This window comes from Anabaena sp. PCC 7938, assembly GCF_049315035.1.
Classification (GTDB): Bacteria; Cyanobacteriota; Cyanobacteriia; order Cyanobacteriales; family Nostocaceae; genus Anabaena; species Anabaena cylindrica.
The window spans coordinates 5,024,612-5,046,331 of sequence record NZ_CP186034.1 but is presented as its reverse complement, the minus strand read 5'-3'; the positions used below and the strand labels follow the sequence as shown (position 1 = coordinate 5,046,331).

At 40.2% G+C, this 21,720-nt stretch carries 18 protein-coding genes; 3 read left to right on the top strand and 15 right to left on the bottom strand.

Annotated elements, in window-relative coordinates:
* Window positions 1-61 precede the first annotated feature (61 nt).
* Both ACOWPH_RS22760 and ACOWPH_RS22755 read right to left on the bottom strand, forming a co-directional pair.
* The gene (locus tag ACOWPH_RS22760) at window positions 62-838 is read right to left on the bottom strand and encodes an RNA polymerase sigma factor SigF (RefSeq protein ID WP_015212391.1); all 777 of its coding nucleotides are present in this window, start codon (window positions 836-838) and stop codon (window positions 62-64) included.
* A gap of 617 nt (window positions 839-1,455) precedes the next feature.
* A complete protein-coding gene (locus ACOWPH_RS22755) occupies window positions 1,456-2,286 on the bottom strand; it encodes a photosystem II manganese-stabilizing polypeptide (protein ID WP_015212390.1) in 831 nt (276 codons plus the stop codon).
* Between the two features lie 412 nt (window positions 2,287-2,698).
* On the opposite strand from ACOWPH_RS22755, the gene ACOWPH_RS22750 reads away from it, so the two are divergent.
* Window positions 2,699-3,007, top strand: a complete 309-nt coding sequence (locus ACOWPH_RS22750; RefSeq protein ID WP_015212389.1) for a hypothetical protein — start codon at window positions 2,699-2,701, stop codon at window positions 3,005-3,007.
* 230 nt (window positions 3,008-3,237) lie between these two features.
* Window positions 3,238-4,152, top strand: a complete 915-nt coding sequence (locus tag ACOWPH_RS22745) for a cell division protein FtsQ/DivIB (RefSeq protein ID WP_015212388.1) — start codon at window positions 3,238-3,240, stop codon at window positions 4,150-4,152.
* Window positions 4,153-4,919: 767 nt separating this feature from the next.
* Here ACOWPH_RS22745 and ACOWPH_RS22740 read toward each other — a convergent pair.
* Complete coding sequence (locus ACOWPH_RS22740) at window positions 4,920-5,045, bottom strand: hypothetical protein (protein WP_280514222.1); 126 nt, start codon at window positions 5,043-5,045, stop codon at window positions 4,920-4,922.
* A 149-nt stretch (window positions 5,046-5,194) separates the two neighbouring features.
* On the opposite strand from ACOWPH_RS22740, the gene ftsZ reads away from it, so the two are divergent.
* Window positions 5,195-6,481 carry a cell division protein FtsZ gene (ftsZ, locus tag ACOWPH_RS22735; RefSeq protein WP_015212387.1) on the top strand — a complete coding sequence of 429 codons (1,287 nt, stop codon included), beginning with the start codon at window positions 5,195-5,197 and terminating at the stop codon, window positions 6,479-6,481.
* A gap of 350 nt (window positions 6,482-6,831) precedes the next feature.
* On the opposite strand, the gene gshB is transcribed toward ftsZ, so the two are convergent.
* The 12 genes from gshB to ACOWPH_RS22675 form a co-directional block, all read right to left on the bottom strand.
* Window positions 6,832-7,803 (bottom strand): glutathione synthase, encoded by a 972-nt coding sequence (gene gshB / locus ACOWPH_RS22730; RefSeq protein ID WP_015212386.1) that lies wholly within the window; start codon window positions 7,801-7,803, stop codon window positions 6,832-6,834.
* A 38-nt stretch (window positions 7,804-7,841) separates the two neighbouring features.
* Entirely contained in the window at window positions 7,842-8,105 is a 264-nt protein-coding gene (grxC, locus tag ACOWPH_RS22725) for a glutaredoxin 3 (protein ID WP_015212385.1), read from the bottom strand.
* Window positions 8,106-8,281: 176 nt separating this feature from the next.
* Window positions 8,282-10,018, bottom strand: a complete 1,737-nt coding sequence (hflX, locus tag ACOWPH_RS22720) for a GTPase HflX (RefSeq protein ID WP_042464388.1) — start codon at window positions 10,016-10,018, stop codon at window positions 8,282-8,284.
* Window positions 10,019-10,200: 182 nt separating this feature from the next.
* A complete protein-coding gene (locus ACOWPH_RS22715) occupies window positions 10,201-10,740 on the bottom strand; it encodes a hypothetical protein (protein ID WP_015212383.1) in 540 nt (179 codons plus the stop codon).
* Window positions 10,737-12,062, bottom strand: coding sequence for an AAA family ATPase (locus tag ACOWPH_RS22710; protein WP_015212382.1), 1,326 nt, complete (start codon window positions 12,060-12,062; stop codon window positions 10,737-10,739). The genes ACOWPH_RS22715 and ACOWPH_RS22710 overlap by 4 nt, the downstream gene beginning before the upstream one ends.
* A 198-nt stretch (window positions 12,063-12,260) precedes the next feature.
* On the bottom strand, window positions 12,261-13,835 hold the full coding sequence (locus ACOWPH_RS22705; protein ID WP_015212381.1) for a tetratricopeptide repeat protein: 1,575 nt from the start codon (window positions 13,833-13,835) through the stop codon (window positions 12,261-12,263).
* A 609-nt stretch (window positions 13,836-14,444) separates the two neighbouring features.
* Window positions 14,445-14,945, bottom strand: a complete 501-nt coding sequence (locus ACOWPH_RS22700) for an FHA domain-containing protein (protein WP_250855225.1) — start codon at window positions 14,943-14,945, stop codon at window positions 14,445-14,447.
* A 458-nt stretch (window positions 14,946-15,403) separates the two neighbouring features.
* Window positions 15,404-17,812 carry a heavy metal translocating P-type ATPase gene (locus tag ACOWPH_RS22695; RefSeq protein ID WP_015212379.1) on the bottom strand — a complete coding sequence of 803 codons (2,409 nt, stop codon included), beginning with the start codon at window positions 17,810-17,812 and terminating at the stop codon, window positions 15,404-15,406.
* Between the two features lie 358 nt (window positions 17,813-18,170).
* Entirely contained in the window at window positions 18,171-18,551 is a 381-nt protein-coding gene (locus tag ACOWPH_RS22690) for a DUF2752 domain-containing protein (protein WP_277882407.1), read from the bottom strand.
* Window positions 18,552-18,696: 145 nt separating this feature from the next.
* Window positions 18,697-18,963: a TM2 domain-containing protein gene (locus tag ACOWPH_RS22685; protein ID WP_015212377.1), complete on the bottom strand. Its 267-nt coding sequence runs from the start codon at window positions 18,961-18,963 to the stop codon at window positions 18,697-18,699.
* 262 nt (window positions 18,964-19,225) lie between these two features.
* Window positions 19,226-19,501 (bottom strand): TM2 domain-containing protein, encoded by a 276-nt coding sequence (locus ACOWPH_RS22680; protein WP_015212376.1) that lies wholly within the window; start codon window positions 19,499-19,501, stop codon window positions 19,226-19,228.
* 505 nt (window positions 19,502-20,006) lie between these two features.
* A complete protein-coding gene (locus ACOWPH_RS22675; RefSeq protein ID WP_015212375.1) occupies window positions 20,007-21,587 on the bottom strand; it encodes a CPBP family intramembrane glutamic endopeptidase in 1,581 nt (526 codons plus the stop codon).
* Window positions 21,588-21,720: the final 133 nt, after the last annotated feature.

Sequence of the window (21,720 nt, the reverse complement as noted above, 5' to 3'; positions counted from 1 at the left end):
TTTCGAGGGTTGTTTTTAACACGGTCATTCCAGCACATCCACAGTTTAAGCTTGTTTGCAGTTAATCTTCTGCTGTACCCATGAGTTGTTTGAGCAAGTCCAGCCCTTTTTTAACTCTCCGGGAAACAGTAACAACACTAATACCTAAATGTTCAGCAACTTGTTTCTGTGTCAAATCTTGCAAAAATACGCACTCTACAACTTCGCGAGTCCGGTTTTCTAGCTGTATTAGGGCTTGGTGCAGACGCATTTGGTCTTCTTGGGCTAGTTGAAAACTCCGGTAACGAGGATCTGGAACTAATTCACCTAAACAAGTAGCACCCTCTTCTCCATCCAACACAGGTACATCTAGGCTTAAAGGAGAGCGATTAACCCAGGCTAATTTAATCTCTTGCCATTCGCTGTGGGAAATTGCCAATCCTGCTGCTACTTCCGCGTCTGTAGGTTGGCGGTTGTATTTTTCGCGTAGAGAACGGGAAACCCCAATTGCTTGCTGTTGTAGAGCCAACCACCGTCGGGGTATCCGCATAGTCACACCTTTATCTCTAAGGTAGTGTTGAATTTCCCCTCTAATATACGGAATGGCGTAAGAACTAAAAGCGTTTCCTTTAGAAAGTTCAAATTTTTCAATAGCTCTAATTAAACCCAAACAGCCGACCTGGAGCAAATCGTCATAGCTTTCTTGACATTGATTGATCCAGTAGTGAGCTTCTTTTCTCACTAGTCCAAAATTTAGTTTCACTAGTTGATTGCGAAGGCGTTCTGAGGGAGATGTCTGATACTCTCTCAACAACTGTGAAATTTCATGTTTCAGTTCGTTCGTGGCTGTGGTAGGCATGGCACATTGGTATTCAATAAATGGTTTAAGTTGAGTAATCGTTCTCAAACATGGCTGTAGCGTTTTGCATTAGCGATGGCTGCAGTCAGGATAATATCGCCCTCTGTCCAGATCAATAATCTTCTGGTAAGACACGGAAGTAACAATTTTTTGGCGATTCAGTCATATCTGGGATGGGTTGAAAATTTATTGTGATTTGTGTGATTTATAGCTGAATTGGTTTTTTGTTATTCTTCAATGGAATTTTGTGTGTGGTGTATCGTATTAAATAATTAACCTTTAGAATCAAAATATACAATTCTGTCCTCAATGTCAAACCGAGATCGTACTTAATTTAACAAAAGCAATATAATATTTACTTATAAGTATCCTGGCATAATCAGCATTATTATTCTCAATCAGTAAAAGTTATTTGTATGTAATAGTACGTAATAAATATCATTCAATTTATTGAATTTTTAAACAATCTCATTTAATTTATGTTGATTTACTGAGGAAACTAGAGGTATTGGGGAGTAGATGCAAGTTCTCTGTCTCCGTTAAAAAACCCAACTGTCCCCTGAAAAAAGGAGGGCAATTGGGTTTTTTATAATATAAACTCTTGTAATCAAGAGAATTTAGCCGCGATTTTCAACTCGACCGTAGAATAAACCACGAATCTTCACTTCTTTGGGTTCACCAGCACCTAAATCTGTATCAGAGGGCTGTTCACTCACGAAAGTACCAGCGATTTCTCCACTAGAACTATCTATTTTGGAAACTTGTAAAGAAATTTTGCCACTGAGGATTTCTGCACGTTTAACGTTAGTGCGGGTTAAATCATCATCATCCGCTTGGGCGGGGAGAGCGACAGCATTATCATATCCAGAAACGACACCACGACCTTTAGGATCTAGGAAAGCCGCACCACGATAGGAAGGAACCTTGAAAGTGCCTTCAAAGTCCGTTGAAGTGTTGATACTGGTTAGATTAGGTTGTGTTTGTGCAACCAAGTTTTTGATTGTAAACAAGAAAGGAACCAGTTCACCACCAGGAAGTTTGACGGTGATAGCTTGGAAGTCAAGACCATCTGTTTCTACAAAGGTGAGACTATTATCTGGGTTGATTTTGATATCACCTTGTACTTGGTCAATGGTGGAGGTATATCTAGTTAACAATTTGCCAGGTACAAATTCGGCTTCTTGTCGTTTGTTAGCAGGTTCTTCTTTGACAAAGTAACTAGTTGGTTCTAAGCATAGTTCTTTGAGGGCGTAGGACTTGCTGGTATCTAGGGGAATCGAACCACGACTTGTTTCTGCCAGTTGGGGGCATTTGTTCGCCAAGCCAGTGCCTCGAATTTGTTCGTAAGTGAGTAAATCTCTGGTGCTAGAGGAGGGAGCGTCACTACAAGCAGTGATTAGCCCTAGGCATAAAGCCAAGAATGCAACAATTAAAGCGCGATATCTCATGGTCAACCTCAATGTGAAAATTAATATCTAAAGTTGTCAACTCAGCCAGATCATACGATTTTTTTTAACTCAAAATCAAAGCACTCTCATTGGAAATAAGAATTTATCGATCCCATTTAGTTGCAGTAGAGGCTGTGTTACACTTCATTGCTTTGTTTTAGAAGCGATCGCTTCCCTTTGGCACGTTGGACGGAAACTATCTAAAATCCCTCGTGTCGCCGTTCCTCCACTATCTAAAAGCCAAGTGGCTTCTCGGCTTCCCGCTTGATTCTACAATCTGACCAGAACTTTCAAAGCAGGGCTTTCACTTTCGGCCTAGAGTGGCAGCTGACTAAATTAAGACCGATAAACAAAAGAAAACCCAAAATCTTGAGTAAATTTGAGTTTACCCTGTATGCATGGAGAGATTTGCATGAGCAACAATAAGAATTCTGAATCAGAGCAACTTACCGAGAAGTTACAGGTGATCACAGCTGCTGTGAAAGATTCAGCCCAAGCTTGTCAAGGAGATGTTACCGCACTGTTAGCTTTGCTGCGGCAGTTAGAAAAGCTACATCGAGAAATTCGTGATGGAATTTTTCAAGATAGTTTGCCTGATAACCGCCAAAGACTTTACTCACTTCTCAAAGATATTGAGTCAGAGGGTGGTTGGCCTTATATTGAACGGATGCGACTACAAGCATTTTTAGTGAAAGTTGAGGAGGAAAATTCTGTGATTTAAAACACTGAGAACACGCTGAATTGGGATAAATCCTGGAAATGGCAAATTAAAAATCAGTTTTGAGGTAGAAGTTACTAAACTTATGGCTACAATCAACTCTCAAGGGAATGCTTGGGGTTGATGCCATGATTAAAGCGTACCCCTACCAGGAAGCATATGTATTTTCTCAATCAAAGTTGATCAGGCGATCGCATCTAAACGAATTGGACTGAAACCAGAAAGGGGTTTTAATGGCCGGTATAGTCTCAGTTTCCCGTAGGGATTTAGCCCAGCGCCGTCAAAAATTACGTCGGCAGCGGCGGATGAAAATTATTCAAACCATTTGGCGAACATTAGCCGCTAGTGGTCTAGCAGGTGGATTACTCTGGATGACAATCCAGCCGATGTGGGTGCTAAAAGCCCCCACGCAAATAGTTATGACATCAGGCAACCAATTATTGTCGGAGCAGAAGATTCAGTCACTTTTAGCCCTATCCTACCCCCAATCTTTATGGCGACTTGAACCATCTGCAATTGCCGCAACTTTGAAGCAACAACCAGCTATTGCACAAGCAAGTGTCAGCCGTCGTTTATTTCCTCCTGGATTGATGATCGAAATTCAGGAAAGATTGCCAGTAGCAATGACTTACACCTTCCCAGGACAAAAAACAACCAGTTGCGATCCTCAGTCTAGAACTTCGGAAAAGTCTGCCGAAATCACACCGCAACCATGTCTGCAAAATAGCAACCATAGCCAACAAGGTGATGTGGGTTTACTAGATGCCAGTGGTGCTTGGATGCCTTTGGAAAAATACACTTCACTTAATCCCACTAGCAAATTGCCTAGTCTCAAAGTTATTGGTTTACCAGAACAATACCGTTCCTACTGGACTCAACTTTATCAAGCTATCAGTCAAAGTTCTGTAAAGGTAACAGAAATTGATTTTCAAGATCCCACAAATTTGATTTTGAAAACAGAACTAGGAAATGTACATTTCGGTCTTCCCAATACCCAAGTATCTGAAAAAATCAAAGTCCTTGTCCAAATGCAGCATTTACCTACAAAATTCAATCCTGGACAAATAGCGTACATTGATCTCAAAAATCCTGACTATCCCTTAGTACAAATGCACCAAAAACCGAAAACTAATCTCTCAAATCCCTAAGTAGCTTTAGTGCCAGGAGGCATAAGGTAGGAGGTAAGAAAGCAAGTTTTGTCAGCTTTTTAAACTTTTTTCACTGGATAATTATTTTCGCCATCCTGCACTAGACTGTTTGATTGAGCAAATACTATTTAGAAATCAACTACTTTTCTATCCCTAAAGATATTTGTTATTTTCACAGTCCGCGCCACCGAAACAAAAATTGGTATTAAATTTTGATTAAAATAGCAGGGTAAATGATAGACAATCGTTAAAGAGTAACAGATACTCAATTGATACCATTCGATTAATGTAGATCATCTGTCCTATTCTTGTATCCTGACAACTCTTATGGTCTGTTGATAATTTTGAGTGTGGAGTTGCTTTTACTCTGCTAAGGTGTATAACAACTACTTTATAATCTTTAGGAAATCAGCTCTAAAATCAGATATAATGGCTTTTTTACGTATTTTAATTTAGTAATGGGGGTAAAGATATACATTCATTTCACTAATATTTAGTAATTAACTAAGAAAGATGCAACGTAAGTTGTAAAATTGATTACTAATAAAAATATTAGCAGAAACAGTGGGAGGATATTGAGCAGACTAAGGACATACCGGGACGAAAATCAGCAACATAGCAGTCAACTGCTTACACTTTACCTACATTCAGGTTAGTGTAGGCTTGCAAGAATTACCTTGCTCTGGGAAAAGATGACTAGCCCTGTCAGATTTAGTTGAAAAATATTTCTAGATCAAGTTATATAGATTGATCTTCTGACAATGTAGTTATACTTCTCTAAAAATAAGTTGCACGATCGCTACGCTGGACGCAGCATCGCGTACTCCTGTGAGAAAGCTGTTCATGGGCATTGCTGATTTTAGTAAATCTCCTGTGCTTAAAGCTTTTCCCATAGCTAAATTATCGCACTTCCAAACCAAACTAAATTGGAAGCAGTGAGAACAATAAAAACATTGCCAGAGATTGTGGCAGTATGAAACCATAGTTGACTCTTAGGTGAATAACACCGGAAAAAGTCGTTTATCTACCTCTCATAAATTCAATGACACTTGATAATAACCAAGAATTTACCTATAAAAATGCCCAAGCTATGGGACAACCAGGATTATCTTTAGCAGTTAACTCCAACAACCCCTTTAATAGCTCTGGGCTGAACTTCGGACAAAATCATGATAGTAAGAAGATGACGGAAAATAACCGCATTGGTGAAATTGTTCCCGGCCGAGTTGCCAATATTAAAGTGATTGGTGTGGGTGGTGGCGGCGGCAATGCTGTTAACCGCATGATAGAGTCTGATGTCTCTGGGGTGGAGTTTTGGTCAATTAATACCGATGCCCAAGCTCTGACCTTAGCCGGCGCTCCTAGTCGGTTGCAAATTGGACAAAAGCTAACAAGGGGTTTAGGTGCAGGGGGTAATCCTGCCATTGGTCAAAAGGCGGCAGAAGAATCTCGTGATGAGATTGCTACGGCGTTAGAAGGTGCGGATTTAGTATTTATCACTGCCGGCATGGGGGGCGGAACTGGTACAGGTGCAGCCCCAATTGTTGCCGAAATAGCTAAAGAAATGGGCGCTCTGACGGTGGGCGTAGTCACCCGGCCATTTGTGTTTGAGGGACGAAGACGCACCAGCCAAGCGGAGCAAGGGGTAGAAGGATTAAAAAGTCGGGTGGATACCCTGATAATTATCCCCAATAACAAACTGTTGGAGGTGATTCCTGAACAAACACCTGTACAAGAAGCATTTCGCTACGCAGATGATGTATTGCGTCAAGGGGTACAAGGTATTTCTGATATCATTACGATTCCCGGTTTGGTCAACGTTGACTTTGCCGATGTCCGGGCAGTAATGGCAGATGCAGGATCGGCATTGATGGGGATTGGTGTTAGTTCTGGCAAATCTAGAGCTAGAGAAGCTGCGATCGCAGCAATTTCTTCTCCATTGCTAGAATGTTCTATTGAAGGAGCTAGAGGAGTTGTCTTCAATATCACTGGTGGTAGTGACTTGACCCTACATGAAGTCAATGCTGCTGCGGAAACAATCTATGAAGTGGTTGATCCCAACGCCAATATTATTTTTGGAGCAGTAATTGATGACAGACTCCAAGGCGAAGTGAGAATTACTGTGATTGCCACTGGGTTTACTGGTGAAATCCAAGCCACGGCACAACAAACTGTAGCTAACGCTAGAGTAGTACCTCCCACAACTTCCAGAAAACCCGCACCACAACCAACTGTTAATCAACCAACCCCAACTCCCGAACCAAAAGAAAAACCCTCATTAGATATTCCTGATTTTCTGCAAAGACGGAGGACTCCACCCAAGAATTAAATGATTGTGAATTTGAAATTTTAGATTAAATTTGCAGTCTCAGTTCCAACTAAGTGCTGTATAAAATTTCTTAGTTAGTTTTAGGGTTTATTTGACTAGGGTAGGGGTAAGCAATTCAATTGCTACCCCAAATTTTATTAAAGACTTCCAAATAAAAAAATATCCCAAAATTTCTTGTGGTGCAGGACGAAAATCTTGCTAATCATACAAGGATGGGCATCCTACCAGTGCCACAAGATTGGATTATCTTTTTTGTGGAGTTCTCTTAGATGTATATTCAAGACCAAGAAAAGCCGTTCTAGGAGGACGGGGTTTAAAACCCAAATTTCGATCAAAATACCCTGTAAGCGTCAATTTATTTTCAGTGACTCTTCCAGCCATTGAATAACCTGATGACCCAGAAGCGTACCATCTAAACGGTCGATTTCCCGAATTCCTGTCGGACTAGTGACATTAACTTCTGTTAGGTAGCCACCAATTACATCAATACCAACAAAAATTAAGCCGTCTTGACGTAGTTTATCGGCTACTAAGGTGCAAATTTCCATCTCTCTGGGGGTAATTTCAGTTGGCGCTACTGTACCGCCTGTAGCCATATTATTGCGAAAATCACTACCACTGGAAAGACGGTTGAGCGCCCCAATAGGTTCACCATTGAGCAATATGATCCGTTTGTCTCCTTCTTTAGCTGCTGGTAAATAGTTTTGCACCATGACTGGTACTCGACCTTGGAGGGTACTAAGTTCAACAATAGAGTTAAAATTGCGATCGCCTGATTGCAAAAATAAAATCCCCTCCCCAGCTTTATTTCCCAGTGGTTTCAGGACTGTTGCTCCCTTGGCTTCCACAAATTGGCGAATAACTTGCTTGTCAGCACTAACAATTGTTTCAGGAATACACTCAGTAAACTGAAGCGCATACATTTTTTCATTTGCACTGCGGATACCATTGGGACTATTAATCACCAAAGTTTTATTTTGGTCAATATAATCCAAAATGTAGGTTGCATAGAGGTAAGAATCGTTAACAGGTGGATCTGTCCGCATAAATACAGCATCCATTGATTCCAAGGGAGTTAAGACGCTAGAACTTAACTGATACCAGGGATTCGCCGCTACCCAACGTTTTTCCACCAATTCCACTGGTACAAGTTCTACCTGCTGTAGAACAGCCCAAGCTTTGCTATCCAAAACATTCAGTAAGTTAGCCTGAGTTATCCAAACCTCATGACCTAGTATTTGCGCTGCTTCCATGAGCGCAACACTTGTATCATGGCATGGATCAAGTTGATGGATGGGATCAATAATAAAAGCCAGTTTCACCCTTTATACCTCAATCACTAAATTTTGCATAACTGCATCTACCCCACAGTTAGCAAATCATCCAATTTGCCTTGACGATCTAAAGCATAGATATCATCACAACCACCAATGTGATCATCATTGATAAAAATTTGGGGTACAGAACGTCTTCCATTTGCTTTTTGAGACATTTGATTTCTCGCTACCTCATCTCCATCAATGCTGTATTCGATAAAATCAACACCCTTATTCTTCAGTAAGTTTTTAGCACGTATACAAAATGGGCAAGTAGCCCAAGTGTAAATTTCTACTTTTGCAGTCATAACATTATCACTTTGATCAAATACTTTTTAATTTTAGTCTGTTGCTAGTGAGAGTGAGAAGGCGTTGAGGTGGGAGGAAAAGCCTGATCAATCAATTCATAATTAAACCTGAGCAGAGAGGTCATGATCAACTTCCCCACCCAGGTTTAAGGCTCATGCAACTTAGGTAAAACTATTTACCCATCATCCACCGCATACTCAATCAACTGGGATAGGCGATAGCGGAGGTTTTCTAAACCTAAACGCTGACTAGCTGAGATAAATATCGCTAGAGGAAATTCTTCCTTCGCTAAAGCTAGTGCCTCGCTACTAACTTGGTCAATTTTGTTAAAAGCAACTAACGCCGGACCAGGAGTTATCGGCATTTGGGCGAGAATTTCCCTAACTGCCCGAATATGACTCAACCAGGCAGGATGGGATAAATCCACCAAATGTAATAGGGCATCAGCTTCAGTGACTTCCTCTAAAGTGGCGCGAAAGGCATCCATTAAAGAGGGGGGTAACTTGTGAATAAACCCTACTGTATCTGTAATTAGGGTTTCTTGGGGTTCATTGGTATCCGCATTGGGAATAATTAAGCGGCGTGTGGTGGGGTCGAGTGTGGCAAAAAGTTGGTCGGCTGCGTAAACTTCGGCGTTAGTGAGGGCGTTGAGCAAGGTAGACTTGCCAGCGTTGGTGTAACCCACGACAGCAACAGAAGGAACTTCTCGATGTTGTCGTCTTTGACGTAACCGACAACGATGTGCTTGCAACTGGTTAACTTCTTGTTGCAGTCGGGATATCCGCTTTTGAATAGCCCGTCGTTCTGTTTCTAGTTTTGTTTCACCAGGGCCTCGTGTCCCAATCCCACCCCCTAATCGGGACATGGTTTTACCTCGACCTGTGAGTCGTGGCAGCATATATTCTAGCTGTGCTAGTTCTACTTGTAATTTACCAGCACCAGATTGGGCGCGTTGGGCAAAGATATCTAAGATTACTTCTGTACGGTCAATGACTCTGACCCCGATTTGTGCTTCTAGGTTACGGATTTGAGCCGGTGAGAGGTCGCGGTCGAAGACGACCAGGTTAGCGCCTAGGGTTTGGGCTGTGAGGGCGACTTCTTGGACTTTACCTTCACCGATGACGGTTTGAGGATGAATGCGCGATCGCTTTTGTTGCAATATTTGTAAGACATCTCCACCCGCCGTATCCACTAACCGCACTAATTCGGCGATGGTGTCCTGGAATTGTTGACCAGATGTGCTATCAGTGGCTACACCCACAATGACAACGCGATCATGATCAGCGTCAACTTCTTGAGCGATGTATTCACGACGGAATTCCTCTTCTAGACTTTCTACCAAGTCCAGAAAATCTTGTTCTGCGATCGCATCTAAACTCAAAGGTGGCGATATGCTGGAATAGGAAGCTGCCTCTGGGATACTAATTCCCCCAACTTGAGTTGAGACTAGCTGTTTACTATTAGCTACTAAATGAGCTAAATAAGCTTCTTTCACATAGCCAGCCGCACCACCACCCCGCTTTGTAAATCCCGTACCAGTAATATTCAATACTACTAGAGCATCTAATCGTTGTAGTGCCATTGCTGTCAGCGCCGATTCATTGGGCGGTTCTGGCTTGAGATGGGTTGCTATACAGCGAATACCACTCAGACGTTCTGCACCGTAACGAGGCAGTTCTAGTGGTGGAATTTGGGTTTGACGCGGAGTGCCTACCCCCACTCGGATGACTTGTCCGCGACGGTTGAGGTAGGCACATACAGGCTGATTTAGTTCTGTGCTAATTGCTGCCAGACGTTGGGCGAACTCGGATGTTGTGATGCGATCGCCCGATATACGCTGATGGTACAGCCGCTGTAGTTGTTTCAGATGGCTGGACTTCAAACCTTGCAGATTACCGAAGATAGTCTCTATAGACGTACATGACCAGCGAACTGGCCCCCCCTAATTGTTCTATATGTCTATTTTACAACAAGCTTTGGGTTGCACGCTCTATCTTTTGGGGGAGGCAGATTTTGTCCAGCTTTTCCAAATAAATAGAGTTCACCTAAAATACTAATTTTTTCAGTACTCATGCTGATGCTGGATGATTGTTCCTAGACTAATTCTGGGATTGTTGTTAATTTCAATACACTTGATGATTTCCAATCAAAAAAGTCCTGGGAGCGATGAATGAAATAATCTATTACAAATGGGTGTCCCAAAAAAACGAAAATAACAGGAATTTTATCCCTAATTAGTTCTCTCTTTTGGTTTAAATGGTCTAGAATTGGCGGCACATTGCTTAAATCACTGTAATGTGTTTCCGTTATTTCACCAAATTGCTGTTTTTCATACTTATAAAGCGAATATTCTAGACCTGTAATCAATAAAATATCAAATCGCTTGTTAGTATAAATATTTAGTAACTGGTCATACAGAGTATCAATTGGCTCAGTTAAACGTAAAACTTGAATGTTTTTATCAGGTAAGAAGTGGGAAATTTTATTAATTAATTGCTCTGCTTCTCGATTTAAACATTGCACAAAAAATAAGCCAAATCCCTCTTTGCGCTTCAGAGCAGTGATTAGGTTTTCATATTCCTCGTATTCCTCAGCAGGTACATCTTGATCCCAGTCACTAAGCTCTAAATTCATGGGAGTTTTTCTATAGCTTCTTTGAATTCCTGAATGCCTTGAATCAGTGGATGAATATCATACCAGCGATGCATCTCTCCTTCTTCATCCAAATAGCGGTATTCTAAAAGGCAGCGATTAAACATCAAATTGCGATACTGATCATCATTGATGATCCGCTTAGACCGGGAGACTTCTGCCAACAATATCCATTGATGGTTTTCTACTGCTCGGCGGTAAGTATCTCTAGCTTGAGTGACGGCTCGTCGAACTGCTCTTTCAGAAATTGGTAAATCTTGAGTGCGACCTATAGCATCCTGTGTTAACAATAGCAAATTTCTGACGTGACCTCCACTCATTAAACAAAGCCTTTCTAAAGTTTCGCGGTTATCGAATATGGCTGTTTCCAGGGGTTTATCTGGGGCAAACTGCCTAATTCGTCGGTAAATCACCTCTTTAACTTTATTTATTCCCGGTTGATAAATTTCACCTTGTGGAGTTCTTACCATTACCATTGGTAATATTTGAGGATCACCATATACGTCACGGAGATCCGTAGCTCTGGTAGAATAAACCATTGCAATGGGAACAGTATAAATCAAATGACACTCCAAGGCTTTGAGTTGCTCACACCGATCTAAAAAAACTTCTTCATAATTGGTACGTTCCCCATCTTTTACCAAGACCATTCGATCTAGGTTATCCACTATAACCGCTAGTTTATTTCTATCTTTAGGTAGATGTTTTCTGACATCAGCCAAAAACTCATTTAAAACCTTAATCAAAGTCACGGTATGAGGATTGACTTTTTCCCGGATTTGTTGACGTAATTCGGGGACAGCCCTTAAATTTGCCGTTAATTTAGCAAACTGACTAATTTGCATTTCTACATTCATATTCTCGATTTGAATGTCAGTCAGCGCCAAATCTTTCAAATCTTGCCAACGGTCTTTGAGCCAATTGAGAACAGGTTGAGGATTTCCAATTGTTCGTAAATCTTTGAGTAGTCGTCGAGTACAAGCAAGAAGAATATCTGTATATTGAGCATCTTCTGAATCAATATCTTCTTCGTCAGCGGCAAAATAAACTACATAAAATTGTCTTTCTTCTAAATATTTCTTTAACTTCAGCAATTCTGTCGATTTACCTGCACCTCTATGGCCGGAATATAATTGGCAAGTGTATTGATTGGCCAACTGAATCCGGTTTCCTAATTCTTCCAGAATATCTGCATCTCCCCTGACATCTTGACAGTCTACATAGTTAGGATCTCCTGCGGGTAGCGGTTGAAAAGGGTTAAAAGCATTGTAGAGATTTTTTAGTAATTCAGAATTGTTAGTCATTGGTAAACTGTTTGGTATTTATGGTATTAGCTATGCTGAAAAATTAGTAAAAACAGGCAATATAATTTTAATCGCAAAAATTCTAAATGTCAGATATTAAAATAATTTATTACAGATAAAACAGAAATATTAAATATATCCACTAAGTTCTGTTTATTTGATTCAAATTAGCCCCAAATTATGGCTGGATATGAGGGGTTAAGAAATCGTTCCTTGTATTAAAGCTTGAAAGCGAATATCTTCCCGAATCAAATCAAAATCAGAATCAGATTTGGCCATTTTTCCAAACTCTTCAGGTTTGAGATTAATCGCTTGCTGCAAATTTTCTACCGCTTGTACAACATGACCATGAAGAGCATAACAGCAAGCTTTATTGTACCAAGCAAAGTTATCATCAGGTTTCAATTTAAGTGCTTGGTCATAGGAAAAAATTGCTTCTTCAGTGCGTCCTAGATCATCAAGGGCGTTACCTCTATTGTTCCAAGCATAGTGGTCATCAGGTCTATATTTAAGTGCTTGGTCATAAGATAAAACTGCTTCTTCATTACGTCCTAAATTCCGAAGTGCAATCCCTCTATTATACCAAGCGTAGTGATCATCCGGTTGAATTTTTAGTGCTTGGTCATAGGAAAAAATTGCATCTTCATTACGTCCTAAATTCCGAAATGCAATGCCCCGATTATTCCAAGTATAATGGTCATTAGGTTTAAATTTCAGAGCCTGATCATAGGATAGAATTGCTTCTTGATTACGTTTTAAATTCCTGAGTGCATTAGCCCGATTGTACCAACAATAATGATCATCAGGTTTAAATTTCAAGGCATTTTCATAGGATACAATTGCTTCTTCATTTCTATCTAAATTACGTAGAGCATTGCCACGGTTATACCAAGCATAATGGTCATCAGGTTTAAATTTTAGAGCTTGGTTGTATGATGAAATTGCTCCTTCATGTTCTTCTAAATTACGGAGCGCATTGCCCCGGTTATACCAAGCATAGTGGTCATTAGGTTTAAATTTTAGTTCTTGTTCATAGAATGTAATTGCAGTTTCGTATTCATTCGCAGAATAAAGTAAATTTCCTAATTCAAATAGTAAGCTGGCTTTATTATGATCTGTTTGATGTTTTTCTGTGAGCAGTTCTTGAATTTCAAGAACTTTTTCAATTTTTTCTTCAGGAGTCAGTCGCAGATATTTTTCATAATCTCCTTCTAACAGTAAACGACGTGATTCTTCTTCAACTAATTCTGGTGTAGTTGGTAATTCATATACTCCAGAACGCCAATCAAAAAAATCAGGAGCGCGATGAATTAAATAGTTGAGAGAAAATGAGCGCAGTAAAAAAACAAACCGAAATGGAAAATCATCCCTAAATCTTTCTCGTTGTTGGTTGAAATGATTGAGGATTGGTGGTACTTTAGTTAAATTTATAAATTGTCCTTCAGTGATTTCACCGAAGTTCCTTTTTTCATATTTATATAGGGAATACTCTAGACCTTTAATTAATAAAATATCAATTTGTTGATCTTTAATACAATCAGCTACTTGTTCATATAATTTATCAACTGGTTCAAGCAAGCGTAATACAGCAATCCTTTTTTGGGGAATATCATTAGGAATCTTCGCAATAAAACGATCTGATTCCACAGGAGTACATTGGACAAAATATAAACCAAATCCTGATTTCCATTCCAGAGCGCGAAGTAAGTCTTGATAAACTTCTTCCGGTTCTGGTGGTAAATCATTATCCCAATCGGTGTAATTTGATGTCATGCAAGTTTGATCATTAATGCTTTTATAAAAAACGTTGCTGTGCAATGATTCGATATAACAACCTTTCTATGTGATACACCGTTAACTCAACAATTTAACTGTGTATTGCATGGGGAAATTAGTTTTCCACTTTGGTTGCATTTCTGAAGCATCAAATGGATATCTACTTTGTGAAGTATATCTTGAGCTAAAAGCTCATGTTATGATTCAAGTCACACTGATCATGTCCTGTTGGCTATTGATTCATATGCAGCAAGCACTTGAGAGCTTAAATATGATTTATAAAAACAATTTTTAAGAAGCAAGGAAAGAATATTTAAGTGCCGAGTCTTCGGTAATTCAGTAAAAATAATGCAACTAATTTCAGTCTAATTACTGAGGTTGCAAATAAAAATTTTGCTATGTTCAAAAGCTAAAATTGCTCAAAATCTAACTGTCTTCTAAATTTTTGAGAAAATGTATAGGTAAGATCTGATATAGGAAGGTTTTTAGCAATGTTATTCCCCCATCTGTAGCAAATAGGGGAATTATGGTGTTAGTTTGCGTTCTAGTTGTTTGTTGTAAATGCTTTCAAGTGTTCGTTGAATTTGTAAGTTAAAGGCTATTGAATCAGTCCTCCATATCCTCTGTCATGCCAGGGTTTATCAATGTAATATCATACTCAACAGCATCAGTTTGTCCTGGACGGTGAGTATTTTTTAGCAGATAATAAATTGCCCGTACTTGAGGGACAAAAACAATTTCGTCTTCATTTTTTAGATCATGGGCTGGTATTTTGCGTCCATTAATCATTAAACCGTTGGAACTAGGCTTTCCTTTGGGATCACCATCTACAATTCGGTAATAATAGCTTTGGCTATTATTTTTGCGGGGTAATCTGACCAATGTGGCATGATGACGGGATACAAATTGTGACATTAAACGAATATTACAGTTACGGTCTCTACCGATTGAATAGACAGGATTCTCTAGAGGAAACTCTTTGCGTCCTTGATCATCTTCTATAATCAGTAGATGGTTTTCATTGAGTTCTGCTGCCATTGACAGATGGTTAGTAAGATTGGTTGAACTTTGATTTGCAAGTGTTGGTGGGGTATCTTCTTTTAACATTTTTCCAGACAAGGGATGTAATTGTAATATTGAATTTAATAAGTATTAAAACTACATATTATTAAAGTTTAATTTTTTAAATTACTAATTTTTTGTATAAAAAACTGACACTTTAATATTTTCTTATGTATTGTTACAGAAAAAATGTGTTTGAGGATATAGGCTAGGTGGTTGAATGCCATACCTGCTCAGATTATGATAGCAGATGTGGGCAAACTAAGGCTCACAACACTTGCGTCTTTCTAACCTATGCCTTTAAAACCTCTATACTATCTGCTGGAGATGAGACTAAATGGTTGATCTCAAAAGAAAAAGCAAGTAGTCTATTTAAACACAGACTCCTTGATGACAGAATTTGAGGAAAGAAATACTGACGCTCATTTGTAGGGTTTTAGGCTATAAGGCAAGTCCTAGAAGTTTTTTAACATTTCCCTGGTATGTCGTCTCCTCAAGGTACTTTAAGGTTGATGAGCAAAGCTTCGTAATAAAACTGAGTTAGTGACAACACTTACTGAGCTAAAAGCCATGAGTGCTGCTGCACTGGAAGGACTGAGAACAAAACCTAAACTGGGCAATAAAACACCTGCTGCTAAAGGGATGCCAAATGTATTATATGCAAAAGCCCAGAATAAGTTTTGGCGTATTTTGTTGAAGGTGGCACGACTGAGTTGAATTGATTCCACAACATCGCTTACTCGATCGCGCATGAGGATAATTTCGGCTGTTTCCATAGCTACATCTGTGCCGGAGTGTAAAGCAATGCCGACATCTGCCTGAGATAAAGCAGGTGCATCATTGATGCCATCTCCTACCATAGCGACGATAGATGTGGATGGGCTGAGATTTTCTCCAGTTTGAAGAGATTTAATAGCAGTGGCTTTTTTAGCTGGGAGGATACCTGCCATGACATTGGTGCTGGGTATTCCTAGTTGCTCGGCGATCGCACTTACTGCTTCTAATCTATCACCGCTGAGAAGAATTACTCGTAAACCCATCTGTTGTAACTTCTCGACTGCGGCTTTTGCATCTGGTCTGAGGCTATCACTCACAGCAATTAATCCGATTAAAGTATCATCAACAACAACGCTAATTACTGTCTTCCCTGCTGTGGCTAATTCCTGCGTCTGCTGTTGTGCTGTTTCACTGATAGCTATTCCATGCCAGTTCAGCCAGTCTGAGTTACCTAAGAGTACATTTTTGCCTTCCACCACCGCCGAAACTCCCATTCCTGGCTCGGTGTGAAAGTCTACAGCATGGGGAATTGATAAATTTTGTTGTTTGGCTGCTTGGTGAATTGCTTTAGCTAGGGGGTGATGTGTACCGCTTTCTACGGCTGCGGCTAGTTGGAGGAGGGATAAATTTTCCTCTGCATTTTCTGCCAATCGCAAACAATCTGTAACTGTGGGTTTACCTGTAGTTAGAGTTCCGGTTTTATCAAAAACTATTGTATCTAGCTGGTGGACTCGTTCTAGAACGTCACCACCTTTGATTAATAAACCCCGTTCTGCACCTATACCAGTACCGACGAGAATAGCAGTGGGGGTTGCTAAACCTAAAGCACAGGGACAAGCCACGACCATCACAGCGATCGCTAATTTTAAACTAATTAATAGTGAAGAGTAATGTGTACTTGGTTGATGATGTGTCGAGTGACTCATCATTTCCATCCCCCCAGCAACGTTAATTTCTGGCCAAATGTGAGTACCAAAAAAGTACCAAAACACAAATGTCAACAAAGACGCAGTTAAAACCCCATAGGTAAAATAACCAGAAACAGTGTCTGCTAATTTTTGTACAGGTGCTTTGCGAGTTTGGGCAGCTTCTACCAAAGCGACTATTTGCGCCAAAGTAGTATCATTACCTGTTTTAGTGGCTTGAATAGCGATCGCACCAGACTGGTTAATAGTTCCCGCTGCCACTGCATCTCCTAATTGCTTCATAACTGGAACAGCTTCCCCAGTTAACATTGATTCATCTACAGTAGTTTGTCCAAAGCGTACCTCACCATCAACAGGAATTTTATCTCCTGGTAGCACCTGTAGCCATTCACCAACCCGCACTTGTTCTGCAGGTATCTCGACAATATTAGCCCCTGAAACTAATTTCTGTGACTCTGGGTTAGCAATCAATCTCGCTATTTGGGGTTGAAGTGCTAACAACTGCCTAAATGCTGCCGCAGCGCGACCTCTAGCTTGTTGTTCTAAAGTCCTACCCAGCAGGATAAAGCCCAGCATCATCACTGGTTCATCAAAAAAGCATTCCCAACCCATTTGCGGAAACAACAACGCCACCAAACTGGCAGTATAAGCCGTTAAAGTTCCCAAACTCACCAAAGTATTCATATTTGGCGCACCTCGTCGCCAACCGCGCCAGCCATCTATGATAATAGGGCGACCGGGAATCAGTAGCGCCACCGTAGCTAGTCCACAGTGGAACCAGATATTATTTAAAATCGGGAAAATTGTATTACCAAAATGACCAATTCCTGAAAATAGCAACAACACCCCAGCAATTACCAACTGTCTGAATGCAGCTTGCATTTCCTCTCGTTGTCTAGTTGCTGATGCTTCTAAGGCTGATTTCTGGCTTGCTAATGTGGTGTTTGCTTTGCGCGTTTGGGTAGGAAATCCCGTTGCTGTCAATGCCTTTGCTAGTAAATCAGGATCTACTGTACCAATTTCTGCTTCTACAACAGCTACTTCTGTCGCTAGGTTGACACAGACGTTTTTAACTTGGGGATGTTGGTTTAGCTGTCTCTCTACTGCTGTCACGCACCCAGCACACTTCATACCCCCAACATCTAAAATAATTTTTTCTGTAATTGGGGTAAATTCTGGGGTAATTTCAGTTTCTCTTAGAAGTTGCATGGCAGGTTTTTAGATTCGCTACGAAAAATTAAATGCCTGACAAAAGGCGTGTCTACTTCGAGCGTAGACGAAATCTGAAACTATGACCAAGAATCAATTATGATATTTAATCTTGTAAACTAGCGTCGGCTCCAGTTTATATAAGTCACGTAGATCAGAGCTAACATCTGGATTGGCAAGAAGGCAATCAGGCTTTTCAAAATATAATGCATTTCTAAATTGGACATAGCGCTGAAATAACCAAAGCCCATCAAAATCAAGATGCCCCAGGTCAATTGTTTACGTTTAATCGTTAACATGGTAGTAGAAATTACAGTTTTTCATCAAAATAGACCAAAATTTAAAATTTAACTATTATTTAATACAGCAGTTTCCCTAAAGGAGAGTGAATAAAAGCAAAATACAGTTCTCCCGTTTGTGAAATTTGATACAGCCGGAGAAAGTAGTAGGTGAAAATTGCACTTGCACCTAGAATTTGTAACTTTCTGCGTTTTAGCAGTTGCCAATAAAAGGCTGTTATTTGGCGTTTTGTTAGTAGTTCTAGCATTATGTGAACTACTGCAATTACAAAACTAGCAAATAACAGCGGTCCAAACAAATGTTCTGCCACTGCTTGATGCCAATCTCCTCTAGCAATGGCCATAAAAGAGCGAGTCATGCCACAACCTGGACAAGGAATGCCAGTGAAGTGCCGTATTGGGCAGACTAAAAACTGGAGTTTATACCCTTTGGTATACAAATAGGTGCCAATTAGCGGGGTAAAAGAGAATCCTAATATACCCCAGCGAACTAGCTTACCGTGATATGAGAGCAGGTTAAGAGACAACTTAAACACCAGTGTAATATTTAGCTTCAACGGCAACTACAACTTCAGATCCAGGTGATTAAAACCATCCTTTTTTATTGGCAATATATGTATTGAAAAACTCATCGTCAGTTTTGGTCAGGTAAATAATCCCCTCTGCCAAACCAATAACCCCTAGAACTATCCCACCGAATCCACACGTAAGGATCGTACCCAACAGCATGATGATACCTTCAGTGGTGTAGCCAAGAATAAATTTATGAATACCCAAAGAACCTAGAAGAATACCGCAAATGCCTGCTACGGTTTTTTTACCGCTGGCATCACTGGGGTTAAGATTAGACATGACGAAAACTGCTCCTTAAGGTATAGATAACATGGTGAAGTATTACCTCTGCTTGAAAGCAAATGCTACCAGCGTGGTTCCTTCACACCCTAATTTTCGTCATAATTCTAACCTAATACTTACATAGTTTCTTGACTCTTAACAACTTATAAAAAATTTAGTGACAGGGGGCTTTGGTCAACCTTTTGCCAGATTACGGTAGCTAGGATATGGTAAATAATTTAAATACTGCCGTAAGTAATAGCGCTTCCAATAGGAATTTCTAAAACCATCCCTGCTTATTCACAAAGTAGGTATTTACAAAATCCTCATGGTTTTTATTCAAATAGATCATGCCTTCAATTAAACCTACTAGTTGCATAATTAGCAATGTAAATCCGTAAGTAAGAGAACCACCAACTATAGAAATGACTAACATAATAAAACCTTCTGGCGCGTAACCAAGAATAAACTTATGTAGCCCAAATCCGCCAAAAATAATACCACAATAACCAGATAAAAGTTGTTTAGTAGCATGAGATGGATTGAGATTAGCCATATTTATTGATACTCCTGAATGTTTGCTAAAGCCAATTCACCATAATTCCTCAGGTAATTTGGAATTATGGAACTGATGATATACTCCAACAACACCTGAAAATATCATGTTCGTTGATGGCTGTTAGTAAACTGGCTAACAAATTTCAATGCAGCAGGTTTACAGATTTATTAATAAAATATGCTGAAAGCCCCGGAATCAAAACCTCAAAAGTTCTTGGTTTTAGAGTTTGATGTTTTTTAGGCAAGAAAGTTTCAAAAGTGCAGCATTTCTCGTGAGGAAAATAACCCCAATAATCGGCAAAAAATCGCTACACTATATTAGTATTTACAGGTTTATAGAGATTACGTCCGGGCTTTTTTGAGTTTGCTATAGTTACGAGGATACATTTTTTTGGCGGAGTTGTCAGTGCATATGCACCCAGAAAAATTATCTGTTTGTAGAATCCTTTTTAATTGTTGATGTAATCAAATATTTTGAATTTTTTCAACCGTAAATTTTAGTATTAATTATTTCCACTACCTAAGAGAAACAAACTGAGTAATGTGCCGCTATTCCAGAGACTGTGGAGAAGCATAGGGGCAAGGAGATTGCGCGATCGCGTGTAAACTATTCCTAATACCATGCCCAAGGCAGTGAGAGGCAGAATTTCTGACAAGCTGAGATGAGCAGCAGCAAATAACAAGCTACTGGCCACAATGGATGCCCAAACTGGAATGTAGCGAGTTAAGGAGGGCAACAAAAATCCTCGAAATAGAAATTCTTCAAAAAATGGCGCAGCTATCCCAGCAGTAAAGAAAAATATCCCCAATGCGACGTTATCTTTATTTTCTAGCGCCAGTTGTAACAGTGGATTACTTCCACCTTGTCCATTCCATAGTTGTTGATTAATCAACGACACTACCACCACAATCGGTAAAGCAGTGCAGTAGCCACCCAATCCCCACAGAAACCAATTACTTTGAAAACGGAAGCGAAACCAGTCTTCTGAGAGGGGTAAATAGCGCCTAATAGAAAAATAAAGCACTGACAGCGCCCCGAATGCAACTAGCAAGTAACTCACCAACACAGAAAAAGCCTGGACTCGCGCATTACCTGTGCCACGAGGAATCGGTAAGGTGTTTAAAATTGCGGGTATAAATAATTGTCCCATTAAGAAAAATCCCAGGACAAAAACCTGTAAAATTATTTCTGCATTCCAAGGAGTAGTCCAAGGCTTTTCAGCATTTGCAGCTAATATAGATTCTCTTCCCTTCAGTAAACGCTGAATCACCAAAGCCACCAGCAGGATGACACCAATTAACGCCGTTAAACTGGGAATAGTGGCAATTATTGCTAATTTCCATACCGCGTCAGTAGCAGCAGCTTGTTGAGCAGCTAGAACATCTGCGAGAATATCTTCACGTTGTTGGAGTTTGTACAGCTGAATCAAAGCAGTAGACTGAAACCAACCTTCTAAATTGTTTTGAATGAGTTGTTGAGCATTGGGGAGTAGACGAGGAGGGTTACTCCAAATTCCATTTAATACCTTAGCTGTTTCGCTAAATTCTGGTTTGATATCTGAGCGTTGCTGTACTTGACTCCAAGTTGTGACGGCGTTTTCTATCTGTCCTTGTTTGGCTTGTAAGATTCCTAGCCGCAAGTCTAATTCATCCCGCAATTTTTGCAGTTGTTGAACAGACTTCTCTAACTGTTGCTGCTGTTCTTGAAGAGAGGTTTTGGTTTCTAAAGGGTCGTTTGGTAAGGGTTTAGGAGGTGTGACAGCAGTAATATCAGGCAAGAGCAATTTCGCTAATTTGATTTCAGCTTTATCTAAATTAGTTTGGACAGACTCACGCGCTTGTTGATATTGCTTGGTAGCACTTTCTAAGGGTTTATCACCCAGTATCGCTGCCCGAATTGCGAGAAAATTCTCGTTGTTGCTATCTTCTGGCTGCCATCCTTGGGCTTGCAAGACAATATTGGTTTGGTACAATTCCAATCGACTTTGGAACTGAGGTTTTTGCCAGCTACCAAATAAAGACAAGCCGGACAACATGAGTGCAAACAATGTCAGCCCAATTAACAGCAACCGCTTAAGTGTCATCTATCCCCCTTTTACTGATCCAGTGGAGAGCATACGCCCCTTGGAAATTATAAGCTAGTCGGGGAGATTGGGTAGATTTGATCTCAGAAGGTAGAAGGCAGGGAGCAGGGGGAAGGGAGCAGAGAAGAAAATT